General features: G+C 49.0%; 20 protein-coding genes. 2 read left to right on the top strand and 18 right to left on the bottom strand.

Annotation, left to right across the window (positions count from 1 at the left end; translation table 11 throughout):
- The first annotated feature begins 61 nt into the window (after window positions 1–61).
- Window positions 62–403, top strand: a complete 342-nt coding sequence (locus JOD01_RS16315) for a bh protein (RefSeq protein WP_204519380.1) — start codon at window positions 62–64, stop codon at window positions 401–403.
- A 161-nt stretch (window positions 404–564) separates the two neighbouring features.
- Here the strand turns inward: JOD01_RS16315 and JOD01_RS16310 are convergent, their stop codons facing one another.
- The 10 genes from JOD01_RS16310 to citZ all read right to left on the bottom strand — a co-directional run bounded on the left by JOD01_RS16310 (window position 565) and on the right by citZ (window position 11,754).
- A complete protein-coding gene (locus tag JOD01_RS16310) occupies window positions 565–2,220 on the bottom strand; it encodes a DHA2 family efflux MFS transporter permease subunit (protein WP_204519379.1) in 1,656 nt (551 codons plus the stop codon).
- 11 nt (window positions 2,221–2,231) lie between these two features.
- Window positions 2,232–3,461, bottom strand: a complete 1,230-nt coding sequence (locus tag JOD01_RS16305) for an efflux RND transporter periplasmic adaptor subunit (RefSeq protein WP_239565523.1) — start codon at window positions 3,459–3,461, stop codon at window positions 2,232–2,234.
- 10 nt (window positions 3,462–3,471) lie between these two features.
- Complete coding sequence (locus tag JOD01_RS16300; protein ID WP_204519378.1) at window positions 3,472–4,125, bottom strand: HlyD family efflux transporter periplasmic adaptor subunit; 654 nt, start codon at window positions 4,123–4,125, stop codon at window positions 3,472–3,474.
- Window positions 4,122–4,559 carry a MarR family winged helix-turn-helix transcriptional regulator gene (locus JOD01_RS16295; RefSeq protein WP_204519377.1) on the bottom strand — a complete coding sequence of 146 codons (438 nt, stop codon included), beginning with the start codon at window positions 4,557–4,559 and terminating at the stop codon, window positions 4,122–4,124. Before JOD01_RS16295 ends, JOD01_RS16300 begins: the two co-directional genes overlap by 4 nt.
- Window positions 4,560–4,783: 224 nt before the next feature.
- Window positions 4,784–5,440 carry a phosphate signaling complex protein PhoU gene (gene phoU / locus JOD01_RS16290; RefSeq protein ID WP_204519376.1) on the bottom strand — a complete coding sequence of 219 codons (657 nt, stop codon included), beginning with the start codon at window positions 5,438–5,440 and terminating at the stop codon, window positions 4,784–4,786.
- An 81-nt stretch (window positions 5,441–5,521) separates the two neighbouring features.
- Window positions 5,522–7,318, bottom strand: a complete 1,797-nt coding sequence (gene pnpS / locus JOD01_RS16285) for a two-component system histidine kinase PnpS (RefSeq protein WP_204519375.1) — start codon at window positions 7,316–7,318, stop codon at window positions 5,522–5,524.
- Window positions 7,319–7,334: 16 nt separating this feature from the next.
- On the bottom strand, window positions 7,335–8,030 hold the full coding sequence (locus JOD01_RS16280; RefSeq protein WP_204519374.1) for a winged helix-turn-helix domain-containing protein: 696 nt from the start codon (window positions 8,028–8,030) through the stop codon (window positions 7,335–7,337).
- Between the two features lie 194 nt (window positions 8,031–8,224).
- Window positions 8,225–9,163: a malate dehydrogenase gene (mdh, locus tag JOD01_RS16275; protein WP_204519373.1), complete on the bottom strand. Its 939-nt coding sequence runs from the start codon at window positions 9,161–9,163 to the stop codon at window positions 8,225–8,227.
- A 47-nt stretch (window positions 9,164–9,210) separates the two neighbouring features.
- Window positions 9,211–10,494, bottom strand: coding sequence for an NADP-dependent isocitrate dehydrogenase (icd, locus tag JOD01_RS16270; protein ID WP_204519372.1), 1,284 nt, complete (start codon window positions 10,492–10,494; stop codon window positions 9,211–9,213).
- A 144-nt stretch (window positions 10,495–10,638) separates the two neighbouring features.
- Window positions 10,639–11,754: a citrate synthase gene (gene citZ, locus JOD01_RS16265; RefSeq protein ID WP_204519371.1), complete on the bottom strand. Its 1,116-nt coding sequence runs from the start codon at window positions 11,752–11,754 to the stop codon at window positions 10,639–10,641.
- Window positions 11,755–11,953: 199 nt separating this feature from the next.
- Between citZ and ytvI the strand changes: the two genes are divergently transcribed.
- On the top strand, window positions 11,954–13,096 hold the full coding sequence (ytvI, locus tag JOD01_RS16260) for a sporulation integral membrane protein YtvI (protein ID WP_204519370.1): 1,143 nt from the start codon (window positions 11,954–11,956) through the stop codon (window positions 13,094–13,096).
- Here ytvI and JOD01_RS16255 read toward each other — a convergent pair.
- The 8 genes from JOD01_RS16255 to JOD01_RS16220 all read right to left on the bottom strand — a co-directional run bounded on the left by JOD01_RS16255 (window position 13,080) and on the right by JOD01_RS16220 (window position 19,909).
- Complete coding sequence (locus tag JOD01_RS16255) at window positions 13,080–13,478, bottom strand: FxsA family protein (RefSeq protein WP_204519369.1); 399 nt, start codon at window positions 13,476–13,478, stop codon at window positions 13,080–13,082. The two genes, ytvI and JOD01_RS16255, sit on opposite strands and share 17 nt — an antisense overlap.
- A gap of 20 nt (window positions 13,479–13,498) precedes the next feature.
- Window positions 13,499–13,927, bottom strand: a complete 429-nt coding sequence (locus JOD01_RS16250) for an acyl-CoA thioesterase (protein WP_338028575.1) — start codon at window positions 13,925–13,927, stop codon at window positions 13,499–13,501.
- Window positions 13,928–14,135: 208 nt separating this feature from the next.
- On the bottom strand, window positions 14,136–15,890 hold the full coding sequence (gene pyk, locus JOD01_RS16245) for a pyruvate kinase (RefSeq protein WP_204519368.1): 1,755 nt from the start codon (window positions 15,888–15,890) through the stop codon (window positions 14,136–14,138).
- Window positions 15,891–15,932: 42 nt separating this feature from the next.
- Entirely contained in the window at window positions 15,933–16,892 is a 960-nt protein-coding gene (gene pfkA, locus JOD01_RS16240) for a 6-phosphofructokinase (RefSeq protein WP_204519367.1), read from the bottom strand.
- 222 nt (window positions 16,893–17,114) lie between these two features.
- Window positions 17,115–18,074: an acetyl-CoA carboxylase carboxyl transferase subunit alpha gene (gene accA, locus JOD01_RS16235; RefSeq protein WP_204519366.1), complete on the bottom strand. Its 960-nt coding sequence runs from the start codon at window positions 18,072–18,074 to the stop codon at window positions 17,115–17,117.
- Window positions 18,075–18,076: 2 nt separating this feature from the next.
- Complete coding sequence (gene accD / locus JOD01_RS16230) at window positions 18,077–18,958, bottom strand: acetyl-CoA carboxylase, carboxyltransferase subunit beta (RefSeq protein ID WP_204519365.1); 882 nt, start codon at window positions 18,956–18,958, stop codon at window positions 18,077–18,079.
- Between the two features lie 20 nt (window positions 18,959–18,978).
- Complete coding sequence (locus JOD01_RS16225; protein ID WP_204519364.1) at window positions 18,979–19,161, bottom strand: glutamate decarboxylase; 183 nt, start codon at window positions 19,159–19,161, stop codon at window positions 18,979–18,981.
- Between the two features lie 76 nt (window positions 19,162–19,237).
- Window positions 19,238–19,909: a FadR/GntR family transcriptional regulator gene (locus JOD01_RS16220; RefSeq protein WP_204519363.1), complete on the bottom strand. Its 672-nt coding sequence runs from the start codon at window positions 19,907–19,909 to the stop codon at window positions 19,238–19,240.
- Between the last annotated feature and the right edge of the window lie 191 nt (window positions 19,910–20,100).

Genomic DNA, 20,100 nt, shown 5'->3' with positions numbered 1-20,100 from the left:
GGCATGAATCAGCCATTGCATCTGCTAACCGTAAAATAATGCGAAGTAAGGTGAAAATCAGATGAAGCTTTCAGAAATGGAATCTGATTTATATTGCATTCATTGTCGCACGGAAACCCCTCATGTGATCACGTATTTGAATGACGAAATTAAAAAAATCGGCTGCAAGGAATGCCAAAACGCTGTCGGTTTGGAAATCGATATCATGCAAGAGTTGTACAAAGAATTTTACAATCGCATCTCGACAAAGCCGAACCGCATCTCCCAAGAATACAGAGAAGATTTAAGCCATTTCCTGGCGCGTCTGCCTATCCGCGTCGTCAGCAAGCCCTATCGATTGATCAAAGAACTGCAAGAATCACGAAAAATAATCCGAAGATATAAAAAGTCCAGCATTCAGTAAACGGCTGCCGTTCAATCGGGCGGCCGTTTGGCTTGGCAGCGTTATTGTCCGACCGGGCGCCTTTGGCCCGACGGAACGGAGCGTAACAAAATAACAGGCAGATCCGCACCGCAACTCTTCTGGAAGAGGGTGTGAATCTGCCTGTTTTACATGGGCCTGTTTTATGAAACGGGCTGTGGCTCTGGCTCTTTTTTCAGACTCGCTGCGTCCGTTTGTTCTTTCGTCGCTGCCGCTGCGGGCTTTTCAGCCACCGGTGCAGCTGGCGCGGCTTTTGGCTGCCGTCTTTTCCGCAAGAACCAGACAAACGGAATCACGACAAACATCGGAATCGCTGAAATCAGGAACGTATCGCCAATCGATCTGACCATCGCTTCCATCTGAATCATGCTGGCGATATAAGACGTTGCACCACCCGAAGCAGTGGCCGCATCGACACCGCCCGCCGTATAATAGCCGGCGATTGAGCTGATCGCACTGTTGACAACGTCAGAACCTGTCGTAACAGACTCGGAAATTTGCGCGGCATGAAAAGTCGCGCGATTATTCATAATCGCTGTCAAAATCGCGATGGCCATCGAGCCCATCACTTGCCGGGTCAAGTTCGACACAGAGGAAGCTTTCCCGATTATTTCCCGGGGAACTGCATTCATCCCAACCGTCGACAGCGGCATCATACATAACCCCATGCCAAGTCCGCGAATTGTCAAAACAGTATCCAGCCAAGTATTTGGCGTACTTAACGTCAGGCGATGCAATTCATAAGTGGTCGTGCCCATCAGCGTCAACCCGACCAATGCCAACGGCAATGCTCCGACCTTGTCAAACAAGCGTCCGCTGATCGGCATCATCACAGCCATCGCAATCGATTGCGGCATCATGACCAGCCCGGCATCAACCGGAGTAAGCATTTGCACATTTTGCAAATAGAGCGGCGTAAGGAAAACCCCACCAAACATCCCCATCATCACCAAGCCGGATGAGAATACGCTGATCGTAAATACGGGGATTTTGAACACGCGAAAGTCCAACAAAGGCTGATCTTTTGTCAACTCGACATAAAGCAGCAAAATAAAGCAGGAGATCGCGATATACAACAAACTTACAATGTACAGGGAATCCCAGCCTTCCGAAGGCCCTTTACTCAAAGCCCAAAGCAGCGAGCCAAAGCAAAGGACGGACAGGATTGCTCCGGCATAATCAAACTTGACCTGCTTGGTCGGCGTTTCCTTCAACAGGAAGAACGCGGAGACCACCGCAAAAATCCCAACCGGAATATTGATAAAAAACAGGATTCTCCAGCTGAAGTACTCAATCAAATAACCGCTCAAGGTTGGACCGACCGCCGGTGCAGCCATTGCCGCTACCCCCCACAGCCCGAGCGCCATCCCGATTTTCTCACGCGGCATAATCATATAAATCATCGACATCCCGACCGGCATGATGAACCCGCCGCTGACCCCTTGAAAAATCCGGAAGGCGATCAGACTGGATGTTCCCCATGCCAACCCGCATAACAGCGACATGATGGTAAAGAACGACAAAGCGATCACGAATGTTTTTTTGTAGCCAAATTTATCGCCAATCGTCCCGCTCATCGGGATGACTACCGCGGAAGCGAGCATATAACCGGTCAATACCCATTGCATATCCTGCGTTGTTGAGCCGAAGATGTTCACCAGCTTCGGCAACGCGACGTTAATAAAACTGTTGTTCAATACGGTTACGAATGTCCCGAGAACGATGGCGATCAATGCGATCCAGGCATTGCCGGCACCGTCCTCCCTCTTCTTCGGGGCCTGTTCAACTGTCTCAGCCACGGAATCCCCTCCTAGTCAACCTGAACCTTGCTGCCATCCGTCAATGCATCGCTTGGGTTCAAGACGATTTGCTCATTTTCCGAAACTCCGTTGCTGACAATAATCCAATTGCTGTCTTTCTCGCTTCCGGTAATTTCAACTTGATGCACCACATCGCCATCTACTTTATACACGTACATTTTATCGTCTTTATGCAAGACAGCGGATGTCGGCACTTGGATTTCACTGCTCGTTTGCCCGCTCAAATACAATTCCGCCAGCATCCCGGCACGCAGCAATCCCTCTTTGTTGTCGACTTTTACTTTGATTGGGAACGTGCTGCTGGTTGCGTCGGATACAGGGCTGACAAATTCAACAGTACCGTTGAACGTTTTGTCGGCGATCCCTTGAACATGCACCTCAATTGGTTGCCCTACTTTGATTTGGTTGATCTGATCTTGCGACACGCTTGCTTCCACTTTCACTTCATCCATTTTGACAACGGTCAACAAGGAAGCCCCGGCTTGCGCCATTTCACCCGGATCGATATTGCGAGAAGAAATGACCCCGGAAATTGGCGCCGTGACATTTACATTTTCCAGATTGCTTTTCGCCAAATCGAGCGACGCTCTCAAGCGATCGACTTCTGCTTGCAGAGCGGCCAACGTATTGGTTGTCGCACCCGCTTTGGTCAAATCGAGCTGCGCCTTCACTTTTTCATAATTGGTCCGCGCTACGTTCAAATCAGCCGTCGCATTGTCCAGCTCTGCCTTTGCGACCGCACCGGTTTCAAACAGTTGTTTAATCCGGTTGTAGTTGGTTTGCTTTTGATCGTAAAGCACTTTCATTTGCTCCAAACTGCTTTCCAACTGTTCGACTTCTTGCGATCTGGCTCCGGCTTTTGTATCCGCCAGTTTGGCTTCAGCCGTGCGTAAAGCAGACTCCGATTGTCTTACTTGTTGCAGGTAATCAGTGGAATCCAATTGAACGAGCACATCGCCTTGCTTTACGACGGAGCCTTCATCCGCATTCACTCTGGCCACTTTTCCGGAAAATTTGGAAACGACCTGCACTTCTTGGTCTGCAGCCACTTTCCCGCTGGCTAACAAGCCAGTCTTGGCTGATTGGCCAATCTTGATGACTTTTACCACCGGAACGCTGCTTGCAGTCGTCGAAGACTCCGCATTGCTGCAGCCAACCGCCAGTAATGCCAATACCGAAACGAGGGAAATCATCTTTATTTGCAATTTTCCTTTTATCATCCTGCTCACCCTATTTCACAAAAATTTTGATGTATGTGTTCAGCCCTGCGGACAATTTCAAGCCTTGCATATCATCAATGGAAATTTTAATTGGAATCCGTTGGGTCACTTTGGTAAAGTTCCCGCTGGTATTTGTAGCAGGCAACAAGGAAAATGTTGAGTTTGTCGCTTCACCAATTTCAAAGACTTTCCCCGTAAAGGTCTTGCCTGGGAACGCATCAATGGTGAATTCCACTTTTTGCCCCAATTTTACTTTTCCGATATCGGTTTCTTCAATATTGGCGGAAACGTACAATTTGCTTTCATCAATAATTTGCGCTACAGCCTGACCGGTGGTGACAACCTCACCTTCTTTGGCCAAAGTTTTAATCACGGTTCCCGTAATTGGCGCACGCAAGGCCGCGTTGTCCAGCAAATTGTTGCTCAAATTGGCCGTGTCTTGCAGACCAACGACTTGATCGGCGACCACGCTGTCCCCTTCCTTGATTTGCAAGGAGGTAAGCTTGGCGGTAATTCTTGGCATGACGCGATAAATGTCTGCACTCAGCCGGGCATCTTCAGAAGTTACATAATGTTCACTCTGATACCAGTACCAGTAGCCGATCCCGCCACCAGCAACAACGATCAGAAGAATAATTAAATACAAAATAAACTTTTTCTTCATGGTTTCTCCTCAACCTTTTCTTCAATTTTATTGATTAGCATTTGTAATGAATGAATAATGCCATCTAAGTTTTCTTCCGATAACCCTGCAAATAGCTGACTGTAAAAACGGCCAGATGTGATTTCGGTGTTTTGCAAAAACTGTTCTAGTTGAGGTGTTCCTTTGATCCAAATGACACGGCGATCGGTTTGATCGCGAATTCGTTCAACATACTGTTCACGTTCGAGACGGTCTATTATGCCGGATATCGTCGAGTAAGACAAGTTGATGCATTTGCTAATCTGACCAATGGACTTGGGTTCCTCGGAAATTTGCTTGATTACCATCCACTGTGGTATCGTGATTCCATATGTAGCTAATTCCTTGGTCATGTTCGTTGATATCCTTTTATTTAATCTCCTCAGCAGATCCCGGATTATCAGCGATTTATCCATCTTGCCCTCCTTCCTCATTTGTTTCGTCTGCGAAATATTTGTACACGAAACAAATAATATCACGATTAAAAACAAATTAAAATATTTTTTTTCAAAAAAGTTCTTTTAGAAAACACCGTTAAAAAGCAAATCAAATTATGGAAACGATTACATTTTTGGCAGAACGCAAAAAGGCGGGAAACGTCCCCGCCGCAAAAGAGTAACAACTGATTTTTCATACCGCCTTACTTGTTCAAATCGGTTTTTTGTCCCGATGTCATGTAAATGACCCATTCACAAATATTCGTCACATGATCGGCAATCCTCTCCAAGTATTGCGCCACCAGCAACAAATGGGTACCCTGATTGATCGTATGCTCCTGCTTGGACATCACTTCGATCAAGTCGCGAAAGATTTTGGCATACAGCTTATCAACGACATCGTCCTGAGCGGCGATGCGCCCGGCCGCCTGATCATCTTTGGCAATATAGGCATTCAATGAGTCGCGGACCATCGCTTTCACGTGATCGGCCATCAGCGGAATATCAATCAGCGGCTTTACATATGGTTCTGCCATCAGTCGGGTGGTTGTTTTGGCAATGGCCACCGCATGATCGCCCATTCGTTCCAAATCGGTGACAATTTTCAACATCGTACCCAACCGGCGCAAGTCCCCGCCAACCGGTTGCTGCAGCGCGATCGTCCGAAAACAACCACTCTCAATCTCATGTTCCATTTGATTGATCAGCTGATCATTTTTCATCACTTCCATCGCCAGTTCCCGATCGCGTTCAACCAGACTTTTGATCGCCTTATGAATCGCTTCTTCCACCAGAGTTCCCATTGACATTAATTGCCGATGCAAACCATCCAATTGTTCTTCGAAATTTTGTCTGGACATTCCGTTCGCCTCCCCCAGCTTTGACAGGATAATCGTAAGCAGTACATGTAGAGCGCCGATGAATAAAGCGTATTTTTTTTGTTAATTTTTCTGGGGTGCGTTTGCCGTTGGCGTGTGGAATTGGAACGGGAGGCAAACGGTAAAGGTTGTGCCCACACCTTCCCGACTGTTCACCTGAATATCCCCGCCCAAATTTTCCACCAAATGTTTGACAATCGCCAAACCAAGACCGGTCCCGCCTGAATCTCTCGATCTTGCCTTGTCAACTCGGTAGAATCTCTCAAAAATGCGCGGGATATCTTTTTCCGGTATGCCAATTCCGGAATCCGCGACCTGAATGGCCAGCATGTTTTTCGCTCGCTTGGCGCCGATCGTTATAGAGCCTCCCTCGGGGGTATAGGCAATCGCATTGCTTACGAGATTTAATAAAATCTGATGGAAGCAGTCTTTGTCAGTCGTTAGCCAAATCTCTTCCTCGATCTCTACCTGCAAGCTTAGTTGTTTGCGGAGCAACTGTTCTTGCAGCACGGAGATCGTATTGCCGATTAAATCGCCGACGTTATGCCGTTCCAGCGAAAGCGTGATCCGCTTCTGTTCAATTTTCGACAGGTCCAGAATTTCATGAATCATCCGGTTCAGGCGTTCGCTTTCTTCATAGATGATTTGCAGGAAGTTGCGGCATACTTCTTCGTCTTGCAAGGCGCCATCGAGCAACGTTTCCGTAAAGCCTTTAATGGAAGTAATCGGCGTGCGCAGCTCGTGTGACACGTTGGCGACAAATTCGCTGCGCATTTTTTCCAGACGGCGAATCTCCGTAATGTCGTGGAGCACGACCACCACGCCGCGCGCTTCGCCTTTAAAATTGATGTAGGGCGCAAAATTGACATCCAAAATCCGTTCATCCGGATAATACGTATGCACCTCTTGACGGAATTTCTGTTTCGTGTCGATACAGCGATCGATATACTGACTCAAGCCAAAGTTTTTACTCGCCTCGATGTGCAATTTGCCCACCAATTCTCTGCTGGACATCCCCAGCATTTTTTCGACAGCCGGATTGACCAGCATAATTCGCCGGTTTTCGGTGACAAACATGACCCCGCTCGTCATATTGGTCAGAACGCCCATTAAGCGCTGCTGGTTTTCCGATATCTCGTACATCTGCTGCTCCAGGCTTGAGGCCATGAAGTTAATCGCTCCCGCCAATTGGCCGATCTCGTCTTGTGCCTTAATCCTGACCCTGCTTTCATATTCCCTTTGTGTAATATTGCGTGCCACGCGGGTAATCTCTTCGATCGGCTTGGTAATATTTTGCGAAATTCGGGAAACAACGAAAAAACCGATCAGCAGAGTAACCAACAAGCCAGTCAATAAGCTGTACCACATATTGTGGATCGTCTGGTGAATCTGTTCCATCGACATCGCTGAACGAACCGCGCCGATCGTCTGTTCATTCTGGACGATCGGAACCGCGACATAGACCATGTCAAAACCAAGCGTTTCGCTGAACCGTGTCGATAATCCCAACTTTCCCTGCAATGCCTGCTGAAATTCCGGCCGGTGCAAATGATTTTCCATCTGAGCCGGTTCCGATTCCGAATCGAAAAGAACGGTACCGTTCCCATCAATCACTGTGACGCGCACATCCGTCTCGGGAGCAAAATCATTGACCACATCCGCAAGCGCACGGGGAGAGTTCAATATTTCCGGAAGATGGACTGCCTGGGCGATCAGTCGCGACTCCCTTTGCAACAGATCGTGCAGCGTTTCCATATACGATTGCTCCAGTACCTTTGCAAAATAGGTGCCAAGCATGACCAAAACGATCGAGATCAGTACGAGAATCGTCATGCTCAGTTTCAGGCGAAAACGCGTCACGGCTACTCTCCTCCCGCTAACCTTCCAATTTGTAACCTAATCCGCGCACGGTTTTGATATACCGCGGGCTCTTCGTGTCCTCCTCCAGCTTCTCTCGCAAATGACTGACATGTACGTCGACAATGCGGGAATCCCCGATAAAGTCATAGTTCCAAACTGCATTCAGCAACTGGTCCCGAGTCAATACGCGCCCTTGATGACTGGCCAGATAATGCAGCAGTTCAAATTCTTTCGGGGTTAACTCCACCTTTTCTGCTTTTCGATATACCTCATATTTTTCCGGGTAGATGGCGATATCGCCAAAACGTAACACCACCTCGTCCTTGCCGCTGACCGCATCCTTAGTTGTTTGGGAACGGCGCATGATCGCTTTTACCCGAGCAATTACTTCGCGCGGACTGAACGGTTTCGTCAAATAATCATCCGCTCCCAGTTCCAGACCGAGAATCTTGTCCAATTCATCGTCCTTTGCCGTAAGAATTAAAATCGGTGTATTATTTCGCTCTTGGCGCAGAGTTTTGCACACATCCATTCCATCCAGCTTGGGCAGCATCAAATCGAGAATCATAAAATCAGGCTGCTCCGTATGGGCCATTTCCAATGCCTGGAGCCCATCATAAGCTGTGACCACGTCAAATCCTGCTTTCTCCAGGTTAAATTGCAACAACTTTACGATCGATACTTCGTCGTCGACGACCAATACTTTTGTCACCTGGTTCCCCCCCTAACGTGCTACTTTTTCAGTCTGCCAGATAGCTTTCGCTTAAACAAGTAATTTTTATGTAAAGATTGAGTAATGAGGATCAGCCGTGCCAAGACCTCCCAAAAAAGAAACGCTTCCGTTCACAGAGCAAACGGAAGCGTTTTGTTCGATCTCCTGCGGGAGATTTAGACAGGAACAGTCTGTTACGCCAATACTTTCAAGACATTGCGTACAGAGTCGGCCGATTTGTCCAAAGCGGCCTTTTCTTCAGCAGTCAATTCCAGTTCAAATATCTTTTCGATACCGGAGCCGCCCAGCAAAGTCGGCACACCGAGGTACAGATCGTGATAGCCATATTCACCTTGGAGGTAAGCAATCGACGGCAAGATGCGTTTTTTGTCTTTAATGATCGCTTCAGCCATTTGCACCAGCGACGCCGCAGGTGCATAATAGGCGGACCCATTGCCCAGCAAGTTGACGATCTCGCCGCCGCCTTTGCGGGTACGTTCGACAATCGCATCCAGCCGATCTTGTGGAAGCAATTTTTCCAGCGGAATGCCACCGGCATAGGAGTAGCGGACGAGCGGCACCATATCGTCACCGTGACCGCCCAGCACAAATCCGTTTACATCTTCCACCGACACATTCAGTTCCTGGGCAACAAATGTCCGGAAACGGGCGCTGTCAAGCACTCCGGATTGTCCGATGACGCGCTCTTTCGGAAAACCGGAAGTTTTGTAGAACGTGTAGGTCATCGCATCAACCGGGTTGGACAATACGATGACGACCGCATTTGGTGCATACGTTTTGACTTGTTCCGCTACCGAACGCATGATTCCGGCATTTGTATTGACCAGATCATCGCGAGACATTCCTGGCTTGCGGGCGATTCCAGCCGTAATGATAACCAGATCGGCATCTTGAATATCGGCATAGTCGGCCGTACCGGTAATGTTTGCATCAAAACCAAGTACCGGAGAAGATTCCATCATATCCAGGGCTTTCCCTTTCGTCGGGTTTTCCAGTTGTGGAATATCAACCAGCACCACATCGCCCAATTCCTTTTGCCCAAGGATGAAAGCGGTTGTGGCACCAGTAAATCCGCTACCGATGACAGCAATTTTTTTACGTTGGAATCCCATAGCAGGTCCCCTCCAAAGTATTTGTAAGAGTTATGGTTGATCGTTTTTTACATGTTTTTGATCAAAGCGTCACCAAACTCGGAGCATTTCAGCTCGGTTGCGCCTTCCATCAAACGAGCGAAGTCATAGGTTACCGTTTTGGCCGAAATCGTTTTTTCCATCGATTTGATTAACAAATCAGCGGCTTCGTTCCAGCCGAGATGGCGAAGCATCATTTCGCCGGAAAGAATGACGGACGAAGGATTCACTTTGTCAAGGTCGGCGTATTTCGGAGCAGTACCGTGGGTCGCCTCAAATACGGCATGCCCGGTCAGGTAGTTGATGTTGGCTCCCGGCGCGATTCCAATCCCGCCTACTTGCGCTGCCAATGCGTCCGATATGTAGTCGCCGTTCAGGTTCAGCGTAGCAACCACGTCATATTCAGCCGGGCGCGTCAAAATTTGTTGCAAGAAGGCGTCAGCAATCACGTCTTTGATAATCAATTTGCCAGCTGCTTCCGCTTCTTTTTGAGCCTTGTCTGCGTCGCCGCCTTCAGCCTTGATACGATCATACTGTGCCCATGTAAATACTTTGTCGCCGAATTCAGCTTCCGCCAATTCATAACCCCAGTTTTTAAAGGCGCCTTCGGTAAATTTCATGATATTGCCTTTGTGTACCAAGGTAACCGATTTGCGGTTGTTAGCCAGCGCATAGTTGATCGCAGCGCGAACGAGACGTTCTGTTCCCTCTTTGGAAACCGGTTTGATCCCGATTGCCGACGTTTCCGGGAAACGGATTTTTTTCACGCCCATCTCTTTTTGCAAGAACTCGATTACTTTTTTCACTTCCGGAGTTCCTTCCGCCCATTCCACACCGGCATAAATGTCTTCGGTGTTTTCACGGAAGATCACCATATTGGTCAGTTCCGGACGTTTAACCGGAGAAGGTACGCCGTCAAAATATTGTACAGGACGAACGCATGCGTACAGATCAAGCTCCTGGCGCAGCGCCACGTTGATGGAGCGGATGCCGCCGCCAACCGGAGTGGTCAAAGGGCCCTTGATCGCAATCAGATACTCGCGGATCGCGGTCAACGTATCCTCAGGCAACCATTCGCCAAATTTGTTAAACGCTTTTTCACCAGCGTACACTTCAAACCAGGCAATTTTTTTCTCGCCGTTGTAAGCTTTCTCTACAGCGGCATCCAAAACGCGGACAGACGCCTTCCAAATATCTCGACCTGTACCGTCACCCTCAATAAAAGGAACGATCGGATTATTTGGCACAACCAGTTTTCCGTTATCAACCGTGATCTTTTCGCCAGCTGTGGGCTGAGACAGGTTTTTAAACACAAAAATCCCCTCCGTTTATCATCCATTCAAATGAACTATAAAAATGTAAGCGTGGATCGCCGCCCTTGCAAATAGTGGCAAGCTCTCCACAAACTTCATAGTTGTATTGTACTTCTTGCAGCACCTGTTTCTCAAATAAAAAATTTAACGTTGATCGATTGGTACATAGTGCTGATTGACTGGGCCTGTGTAATCGGCGCGCGGACGGATCAGGCGGTTGTTCTCATATTGTTCCATGATGTGCGCAGTCCAACCAGACATCCGGCTGATCGCAAAGATCGGGGTAAACAGGTCGGTTTCCAAGCCAAGCGAAATGTAGACGGAAGCGGAATAGAAATCTACGTTTGGCTTCAAGCCTTTTTCCGAAGTGACCATCTCTTCGATTTTCACCGACATTTCGTATAGTTCAGGACGTCCGATTTGTGCGGTCAATTCTTTGGACATTTGACGCAGCCATTTGGCGCGCGGATCGCCGTTTTTGTAGACGCGATGGCCAAAGCCCATGATTTTTTGCTTGTTGTCCAATGCCTTGCGAATATAAGGCTCCACGTTATCAAGGCTGCCAACTTCCGTAAGCATGGCAGCTACTTGTTCGTTTGCGCCGCCATGCAGCGGACCTTTCAAGGTGCCGATTGCGGAGACGATTCCGGAATATATATCGGTCAGCGTTGCCACCGTGACGCGAGCAGCGAACGTGGAAGCGTTAAATTCATGGTCAGCATGCAAAATCAGCGCGACGTCAAAAGCCTTGACAGCGGTTTCGCTCGGCTCTTTGCCGGTCAGCATGTATAAAAAGTTTTTCGCCAAGCCATAGGAAGGGTTGGGTGAAATCGGTTCCAATCCCTGCCGAATCCGGGCAAAGGCTGCAATGATCGTTGGTGTTTGAGCCATTAGACGAATCGATTTCCGGTAATTTGCTTCAGGAGACATATCTTGTGCTTCTTCATCGTAGAGCGCTAGCGAAGAGACAGCTGTGCGCAATGCGGCCATCGGATGAACGCCCTTCGGATAAGAACGAATGCTATCGATTACTTCTTGCGGGATAGCTGCATTTTCGCCTAATTGCTTTTGTAAAGCTTCCAGCTGATCGCGCTTCGGTAACGCTCCATGCCAGAGCAAATATACAACTTCTTCAAAGATAGCGTTTTCAGCCAATTCGTCAATATTGATGCCAGCATAGCTAAGTACACCGTCTACAATCGAACAGATCGACGATTGTGCTGCCACAACTCCTTCCAGACCTCTTGTAGTAGCTGTCATGAAATTTCTCTCCTTTTCTCGTCAAAATGGTTACTATTCAATTGTCTAATTTCGACAACATTATAAAACTTATTTCCAAGTTTGTGAATGAGAAAAGTACAAAGTGTTCATAAATCTGTTTAAAATGTGGGAAAACTTGCTAGTTGGCGCAGACCTACTGCATAATATGGACATAGGGCTATGTGAAAGGAGTATGACCTTGACACTGGAAAATTGGGTAACAAGATTGTTCCAAATCATCCGTCTCGTATGGGTATGCCTGGTTATTTACATCACTTATAAGATAATAGTATTTGCAACACCATTACTTTACCCTTTTTTAATCTCCTTACTCATTGCACTGGTGATCAAACGGCCCGTGGCCTTTCTAAGCAAAAAAGCCAGATTGCCCCGCTGGCTGTCGGTCTTGCTGGTCATGCTGCTGTTATTGCTCGTGCTGTCCGGGCTTGTCACGCTGATCATCACCCAAACGGTAATGGAACTCGGAGATTTGATCACGAAGCTGCCCCCGCTGATTACCGAAGCGACGCTCTATTTGCAAACCGTTATTTCGGAAGATTTTTTGCGCAGCCTGTATGAACGTTTCGCCTTTTTATATTCTCAGCTTGATCCCAGTTATCAGCAAAATATCGATTCGACGGTCGGCAAGGCGGTAACGACGTTTTCCACCGCTGTTCAGGTCTTTCTCCTCAATACGCTGAACGGACTAAAGAACTTCCTGCTTTCCCTGCCCAATCTCGCCACCGTACTGGTTATTTCTTTGCTGGGAGCCTTCTTTATCACCAACGAGTTTCATCGCTGGGAGGACCGCTTTCGCCGCCTCTTGCCCAAAGGTGTCAACCGCCGCCTGGACCAAATCTTGCTCGATTTGCGCCATGCCCTGTTCGGCTTCCTGAAAGCACAGCTCACCCTGATCTCCTTAACCGCAGCGCTGGTCATCATCGGGCTTTTGATCTTGCGAGTCGAGTATGCGATCACCATCGGACTTTTGACCGGACTGGTTGATCTTTTGCCATACCTGGGAACAGGGACAGTTTTTATCCCCTGGATCATTTACATGTATGTCAAAGGCAATTATGGGCTGGTAATCGGTTTGGCTATCCTGTACGGGGTCGTCGTCATCTTCCGGCAGATTATCGAACCAAAGGTAGTTGCGGAAAACGTAGGCCTCGATCCTCTGCTTACGCTCGTTGCACTGTTCGTCGGCTTGAAGCTGTTTGGCGTACTCGGCCTGATCATCGGACCGGTCAGCCTTGTCATTATCAATGCGTTGATCAGGGCAGACGTCCTCCGCGATATTTGGCTCTATATCAAAGGAAAACCGACTACCGTCGGAAAATGAGATGGATTCGTCCGGATGAAATCATCATGAGCAGCCATTTTTTCAGCAAATAGCGAATGATGCCTCGGGTATAAGGAATCAGCAGAACGATGCCGAGCAGGTCGGTGATAAATCCCGGGGCCAACAGCAAAATCCCTCCTATCAAGACAAGCAAGCCATCGATCAAAGCATCCGTTGGCATTTGGCCGCGGGACAACTGCAATTGAACAAGCCGCAATACTTGCAGTCCTTCCCGTTTGGCCAACCATGCCCCGAGAATTCCCGTCAAAAGCACCAGGCCGACCGTCGTCCAACCGCCGATCTTGCTGCCAATGAAGAACAGACCGGCGATTTCGATCAACGGCAGGACGATAAACAACGTTACGAGAATGCGAAACAGCATCGATCACATTCCTTTCTTGGTCAGATGCTCAGCTGTTCCTCAAGCCACTGATATACTTCGGGGAGCAGCTTGGGCAAGCGGAGCGGTTTAAACTCACGGTTGGCAAATACATGTTTGGTGATACCGGTAACCAGCAGCGTTTCGTCGGCCGCCCGGTAAATCTCATAGCGAAACTGGAGGCGAACCGGCGTCAGTTCGGCAATGCTTGTACGAATCTCCACCACATCATCATATTTGGCCGGTTTTTTGAAACTGAGTTCGGCATCAATCACCGGCAAGAGCACCCCTTTTTGCTCCAGTTCAAAATAGCTTAACCCGGAAGCGCGAAGAAAGTCGGTCCTCCCCACCTCAAACCAGCTCAAATAATTGGCATGATAAACGACGCCCATCTGGTCGGTCTCACTGTATCTCACCCGAATTTGTGCCGTTCGATACTTCAAATTGTCCACAATGCTCAGCTCCCTTTTTCCCTTCAAGAAGTTCTCTCTTCAATTATAGCGCAGGAAAATTGGCAAAAACAGCTTTCCTCATCTTTTCCGCCAAGACGAAAGAGACCGCTTGCATTGGCGGCGCACAGTTATCTCCCATACGTCAGATAATTCAACGCGAACAAGGGGATGTCCCGTTCATCAGAACATCCCCCTCCCTCTCATTCCCCTACAAAATGCGTGCTTGACCGGTATAAATATGGCCGCGACCGGAATCGACCGTAACAATTTTGCCATCATGCAATACTTCCATCGCATTTTGCACACCGACAATCACCGGCACGTTCAGATTGAGTCCGACGATCGCCGCATGAGACGTCAATCCGCCTTCGGTCGTAATTACGGCGGTCGCCCGTTTGAACGTCTCGATCATATCGGAATCGGTGCCGATTGTCACCAAAATGGCGCCATCCTCCATTTTTTGCGCTGCTTCCTGCGCGCTGTTGGCGATTATGACTTTTCCGGTGACCACTTTGCGCCCGATGCCTTGCCCTTTGGCGATAATATCGCCAATGACATGGATTTTCATCAAATTGGTTGTCCCCACCTCACGCACAGGAACGCCGGCCGTAATCACCACCAAGTCGCCATGGCGGACATATTCCGCTTCCAACGCCTTGCTGACAGATAGCTCCAGCATCTCATCCGTTGTGTTGACGACCTCGCCCAGCAACGGATAGACACCATTGACAATAGACAAGCGGCGCACGACTCCTTCATTGGGTGTTACGGCCACAATCGGCGCTTTCGGCCGGTATTTGGAGACCATCCGAGCGGTATGGCCGCTCTCTGTCGCCGTAATAATTGCCGCTGCCGACAAGTCAAGAGCCGCATTGGCCACTGCCTGGCTCAAAGCATCGGTAATCGTCACTTGTTTCTTAAAAGACTGCTGATGCAGGATCTCCCGGTAATTCAGCTCTGCTTCGGTCCGCAGCGCAATGCGGTTCATTGTCTCCACCGATTCGACCGGATATTTTCCCGCCGCCGTTTCCCCTGACAACATAATCGCATCGGAACCGTCAAAAATCGCATTGGCTACATCGCTTGCTTCGGCCCGGGTCGGACGAGGATTACGCTGCATGGAGTCGAGCATTTGCGTCGCTGTGATGACCGGTTTTCCCAATTCGTTGCATTTTTTGATCAGCATTTTTTGAACGAGCGGAACTTCTTCCGCCGGAATTTCCACTCCCAAATCGCCACGCGCGACCATGATGCCATCGGCGACGGCCAAAATTTCATCGACATTGTCCACGCCTTCCTGGTTTTCAATCTTGGCGATAATATCGATTACCGCTTCGTGACGTTCCAAGATCTCGCGAATCTCCAAGATGTCTGACGCTTTCCGTACAAACGAGGCGGCGATAAAATCGACGTTTTGCCGAATGCCAAATTCGATATCCTGCGCATCCTTGGCTGTAATTCCCGGCAGCTTGATTTTCACGCCTGGTACGTTAACACCTTTCTTGCTTTTTAGAACGCCTCCGTTTTTAATCAAACAAACAATCTCGCTGCCGCGAATCTCTTCAACGGTCAGCCCGATCAATCCATCATCAATCAAGATCGTGCTGCCAATCTCGACATCTTCCGGCAAATTTTCGTATGTGATGGATACCCGTTCTGCTGTTCCCGCTACTTCCTCGGTCGTCAAAGTAATGCGGTTGCCTTCTACCAATTCCACAGCATCCACGGCCAACGTTCCTGTCCGGATCTCCGGTCCTTTTGTATCGAGGAGGATGGCAACCTGTTTGCCTGTTTCCCGTGCAGCCTGGCGAATATTTTTGATTCTGGCTTCATGTTCCTCATGGGAACCATGGGAAAAGTTAAGCCGCGCTACATTCATGCCAGCTTCGATTAATTTCTTCAACGTTTCGACCGACTCGCTGGCCGGTCCAATGGTACAAATGATTTTGGCTTTGCGTAACATGGGTGATTCCTCCCGTGATTTATAAAAATCTATCGCTTTGCTTTAAATGGAAAGCGAACGTGCCAACTGATAGATAGAAAGATCGAGCTGATGTTTTTGCGACAACGCCTCGTCAAAATCGATATCAACGATCTGGTTATTCTGGATGCCTACCATTCGATCCGCCTTTCCTTCCAATAACAGATCGACAGCTGCCGCCCCCATCCTGCTGGCCAGCATACGGTCAAATGCCGTGGGCGATCCGCCGCGCTGGATGTGACCCAGTACCGTCACTCTCGTCTCCCAGCCGGTCCGTTCTTTAATTTTATCCGCATAGACGGAAGCGCTTCCCACACCTTCTGCCACAATAATAATAGAATGTTTTTTGCCCCGGCGGTACCCCGCATGCAACCGTTCGATAATATCATCCATATCTTGTTCTTCTTCCGGAATAATGATTGATTCGGCACCTGCGGCGAGTCCTGCCCACAATGCGAGATCTCCGGCATCTCGGCCCATTACCTCAATAATATAAGTCCGTTCATGCGAGGTGGCCGTATCGCGAATTTTATCGATCGCCTCCACAATCGTATTCAACGCGGTATCAAAGCCAATCGTAAAATCGGTGCAAGGAATATCGTTATCAATCGTGCCGGGAATGCCAATGGTTGGAAATCCTTTTTGCGTCAGCTTTTGGGCGCCGCGAAACGAACCGTCGCCACCGATGACAATCAATCCCTCAATTCCGTGCTTGCGCAGTTGTTCTACCGCTTTTTGCTGCCCTTCATCGGTACGAAACTCCTGGCTGCGCGCGGAATAAAGAATGGTGCCGCCACGATGGATAATATCACCGACTGAGCCGAGGCTCATCTCCTGAATGTCACCCTGGATTAAACCGTCATAGCCGTGATAAACGCCAAAAATTTGCATTCCATGATAAACTGCCCGCCGGACTGCTGCCCGAATGGCCGCATTCATTCCCGGCGCGTCTCCGCCGCTGGTTAACACTGCAATTTTTTTCATCGCTCTGGTCCACACTCCATTCTTCCACTTACTAGCATGTCTGCGAAACTGATCAGTATGTATCAAACCAGTTTTAATACATGCTGTTATACTTTAAATCCTCATTCTGTTATACACTTTTACTTTTTCTGTCATACTTTTTACAAATCTTAGGAATTCCCTCGAATCAATCAAATTGTAGCAGATTTCAAGGGATCAAAAAAGCGAAAAAAAACACCCCCTTTATGAAAGGGAGGTGTATTTTCCAATCTGTTTAAATTTTTCATAACGATCCTGTATCAGTTGTTCCGGAGTCAAGGAATCAAGTTCCCGCAATCCTTCGACAATCTGATTTTTCACCAACTGCACTTGAGCCGTGATGTCCCGATGAGCACCGCCAAACGGTTCTTCGATAATCCCGTCAATCACACCAAGGCGCAGCAAGTCAGGAGCAGTGATCTTCATGGATTCCGCGGCTCGCATCCCCAGGCTGGAATCTTTCCACAGGATCGCCGCGGCGCTTTCCGGAGCGATCACAGAATAATAGGTGTTTTCCAGCATGTAAACGCGGTTGCCCACACCGATCGCCAAGGCCCCGCCGCTTCCGCCTTCGCCGATGACGATGCAAATGATCGGCACGCCAAAACCGGCCATTTCCCGCAGATTGCGAGCGATTGCTTCACTTTGTCCGCGCTCTTCCGCTGCCTTTCCGGGATAAGCGCCGGCCGTATTGATAAAGCAAATAATCGGGCGGCGAAACTTGTCAGCCTGCTGCATGATGCGGAGCGCTTTCCGGTAGCCTTCCGGATGAGCCATCCCAAAATTCCGTTTGATGTTCTCTTTTGTATCTTTTCCTTTTTGATGTCCGAGCACCGTTACCGGTCGCCCGTCCAATTTGGCAATTCCCCCGACAATCGACAGGTCATCGCCAAAGAGGCGGTCGCCGTGCACTTCCAGGAAATCGCTAAATATGTGTTGAATAAAATCAAGCGTTGTCGGTCTCTCCGCATGGCGAGCCAACTGTACCCGCTGCCAGGGAGTCAAATTCCCGTAAATTTGTTGAGCCAGATCCCGCGCTTTTTGTTCCAGCCGGCTCACTTCATCGGAAAAATCAATCCCTTTTTCTTCGGTAAACTTGCGAAGTTCCTTGATCTTATCCTGCAGTTCCACCAACGGTTTTTCAAAAGATAAATCACTTGCCATCGTTACACTCCCTCCTGAATCGTGTGCATCTCAACCAGCTTGGCAAGTGTCTGGCGCATATCCTTGCGATGCACGACCATGTCCAGTTGACCATGTTCCAACAGAAACTCGGCAGTCTGGAAGTCTTTGGGGAGTTCTTGCCTGATCGTTTGCTCAATTACACGACGTCCGGCAAAGCCAATCAGCGCTCCCGGTTCGGCAATATTGTAATCTCCGAGTGAAGCGAAACTGGCCGAGACACCGCCCGTCGTCGGATTGGTAAAGACGGAGATAAAGAGCAAGCGCTCGTTAGCCAAACGCGCCAAAGCCGCACTCGTTTTGGCCATTTGCATCAAACTGAGCACGCCCTCCTGCATCCGCGCTCCACCGGAAGCGGAAAACAGAATAAATGGCAATCTCCGTTCGATTGCTCGTTCGATTGCCCTGGTGATTTTTTCCCCAACCACTGAGCCCATGCTGCCCATTCGGAAGCGCGAGTCCATCACACCGATAACAATCGGATTTCCGGACAAGGTTCCCTGGCCGGTAACGACCGCTTCGTTCAGATTGGTATTTTGTTTGTCTTTGTCCAACTTTTCCATATAGCCGGGGAACTCCAGCGGATTGACCGAGATCAAGTCTTTGTCGAACTCTTCAAACTGGTCAATGTCATCCAAAATGGAAACCAATCGTTCGGGGGCTGACATTGTAAAATGATACTGACAGCCTTTGCATACCCGCAGATTCTTCTCCAATTCCTTGGAATACTGGATCGTTCCGCAATGCGGACATTTATGCATCAATCCCTCGGGAACTTCCTTTGGCTCAGTCGTTTGTGTCCGTTCAATCGAAGTCGTCGGGACGGTTGCAAACTTCCGCTTTTTGCCAAATAGATCTTTAAGCACAGTAACACCTCACAATTCATTCAGTGAAGGATCGTGCTAAGTACCTCCTGCACCTCGCTTAGCTCGCTTTCCGGCACAAGGATTTCGTATTGCTTTGACACCCTAGCCTCACGAACTTTGACAAGAAATCCTTCTTCTGTTAATCGTTGCTGTATCCGTTCGGCGATTCTTGCACTAGGAGCGATGTAGATGACGGTCCACATGCTGTTTCCTCCTTACCTCACACACGGTATCTAACCTGCATCATCATACCACAGCCCTATCGACCGCCGCAAACCGTTAATCGTTGCTATTTTCCAGATGGTTTTTCATATATTCGACAGCAGCGATCTCATTTTTGCTGATAATCGCCTCAGCAATTTTCGTGTGCTCCGCCAACAGCTTTCGGCCTTGCTCTGCTTCTTCGCCAATTTCTTTGCGAACTCCTTCGCCAAACTCCATGAGCGGAGTCCAAATTCTGTGCAAAATGGAGTTGCGGCTGGCTCGACAAACGATTCGATGGAACTGGTAATCTTCTTCCCACGGATACTCTCCGCGGTTAAGCCGTTCTGCCGTTTGCTGCAAATTCCGCTCCATTTCTTCCAAATATTTCGGGGTCGCACGTTTGCAGGCCAGGCGTACGGCCTCCAGTTCCAAAATTTTGCGCATCTCCAGCACATCTTTTTTTGTTTTGAAATCTCGCAAAAGGAAATAGCCAAGAATATCGATCAGCCGATTATGCCGGTAATGTTTGAGAAAGGTCCCTTCCCCCCGCCGCGTCTCGATCAATCCGAGAAGTTCCAATGCCCGCAACGCCTCCCGGACGGAGGAACGGCCAACACCGAGTTGTTCAGACAGTTCTCGTTCCGAAGGCAATTTATCACCTGCACGCAAATTTTGCTGACTTACGATTTCGTTGATTTGCAACAAAATTCCTTCATACACTTTCCGCTCCTGATTGGCTCCAAGCATACCGTCCCTCCTTCCCGCTGGCGCTTCTGCCTCGCATTCGCTCCCTTGCCAAGCCAGATCTGCAGTGCCCTGAAAGGGTGCTTCCCGCTGGCGCTTCTGCCTCGCATTCGCTCCCTTGCCAAGCCAGATCTGCAGTGCCCTGAAAGGGTGCTTCCCGCTGGCGCTCCTGCCTCGCATTCGCTCCCTTGCCA

It is taken from the genome of Brevibacillus fulvus (genome assembly GCF_016908525.1).
Classification (GTDB): domain Bacteria; phylum Bacillota; class Bacilli; order Brevibacillales; family Brevibacillaceae; genus Brevibacillus_G; species Brevibacillus_G fulvus.
The sequence above is the reverse complement of the archived record's forward strand: the minus strand, read 5'-3'. Positions and strand labels throughout refer to the sequence as shown.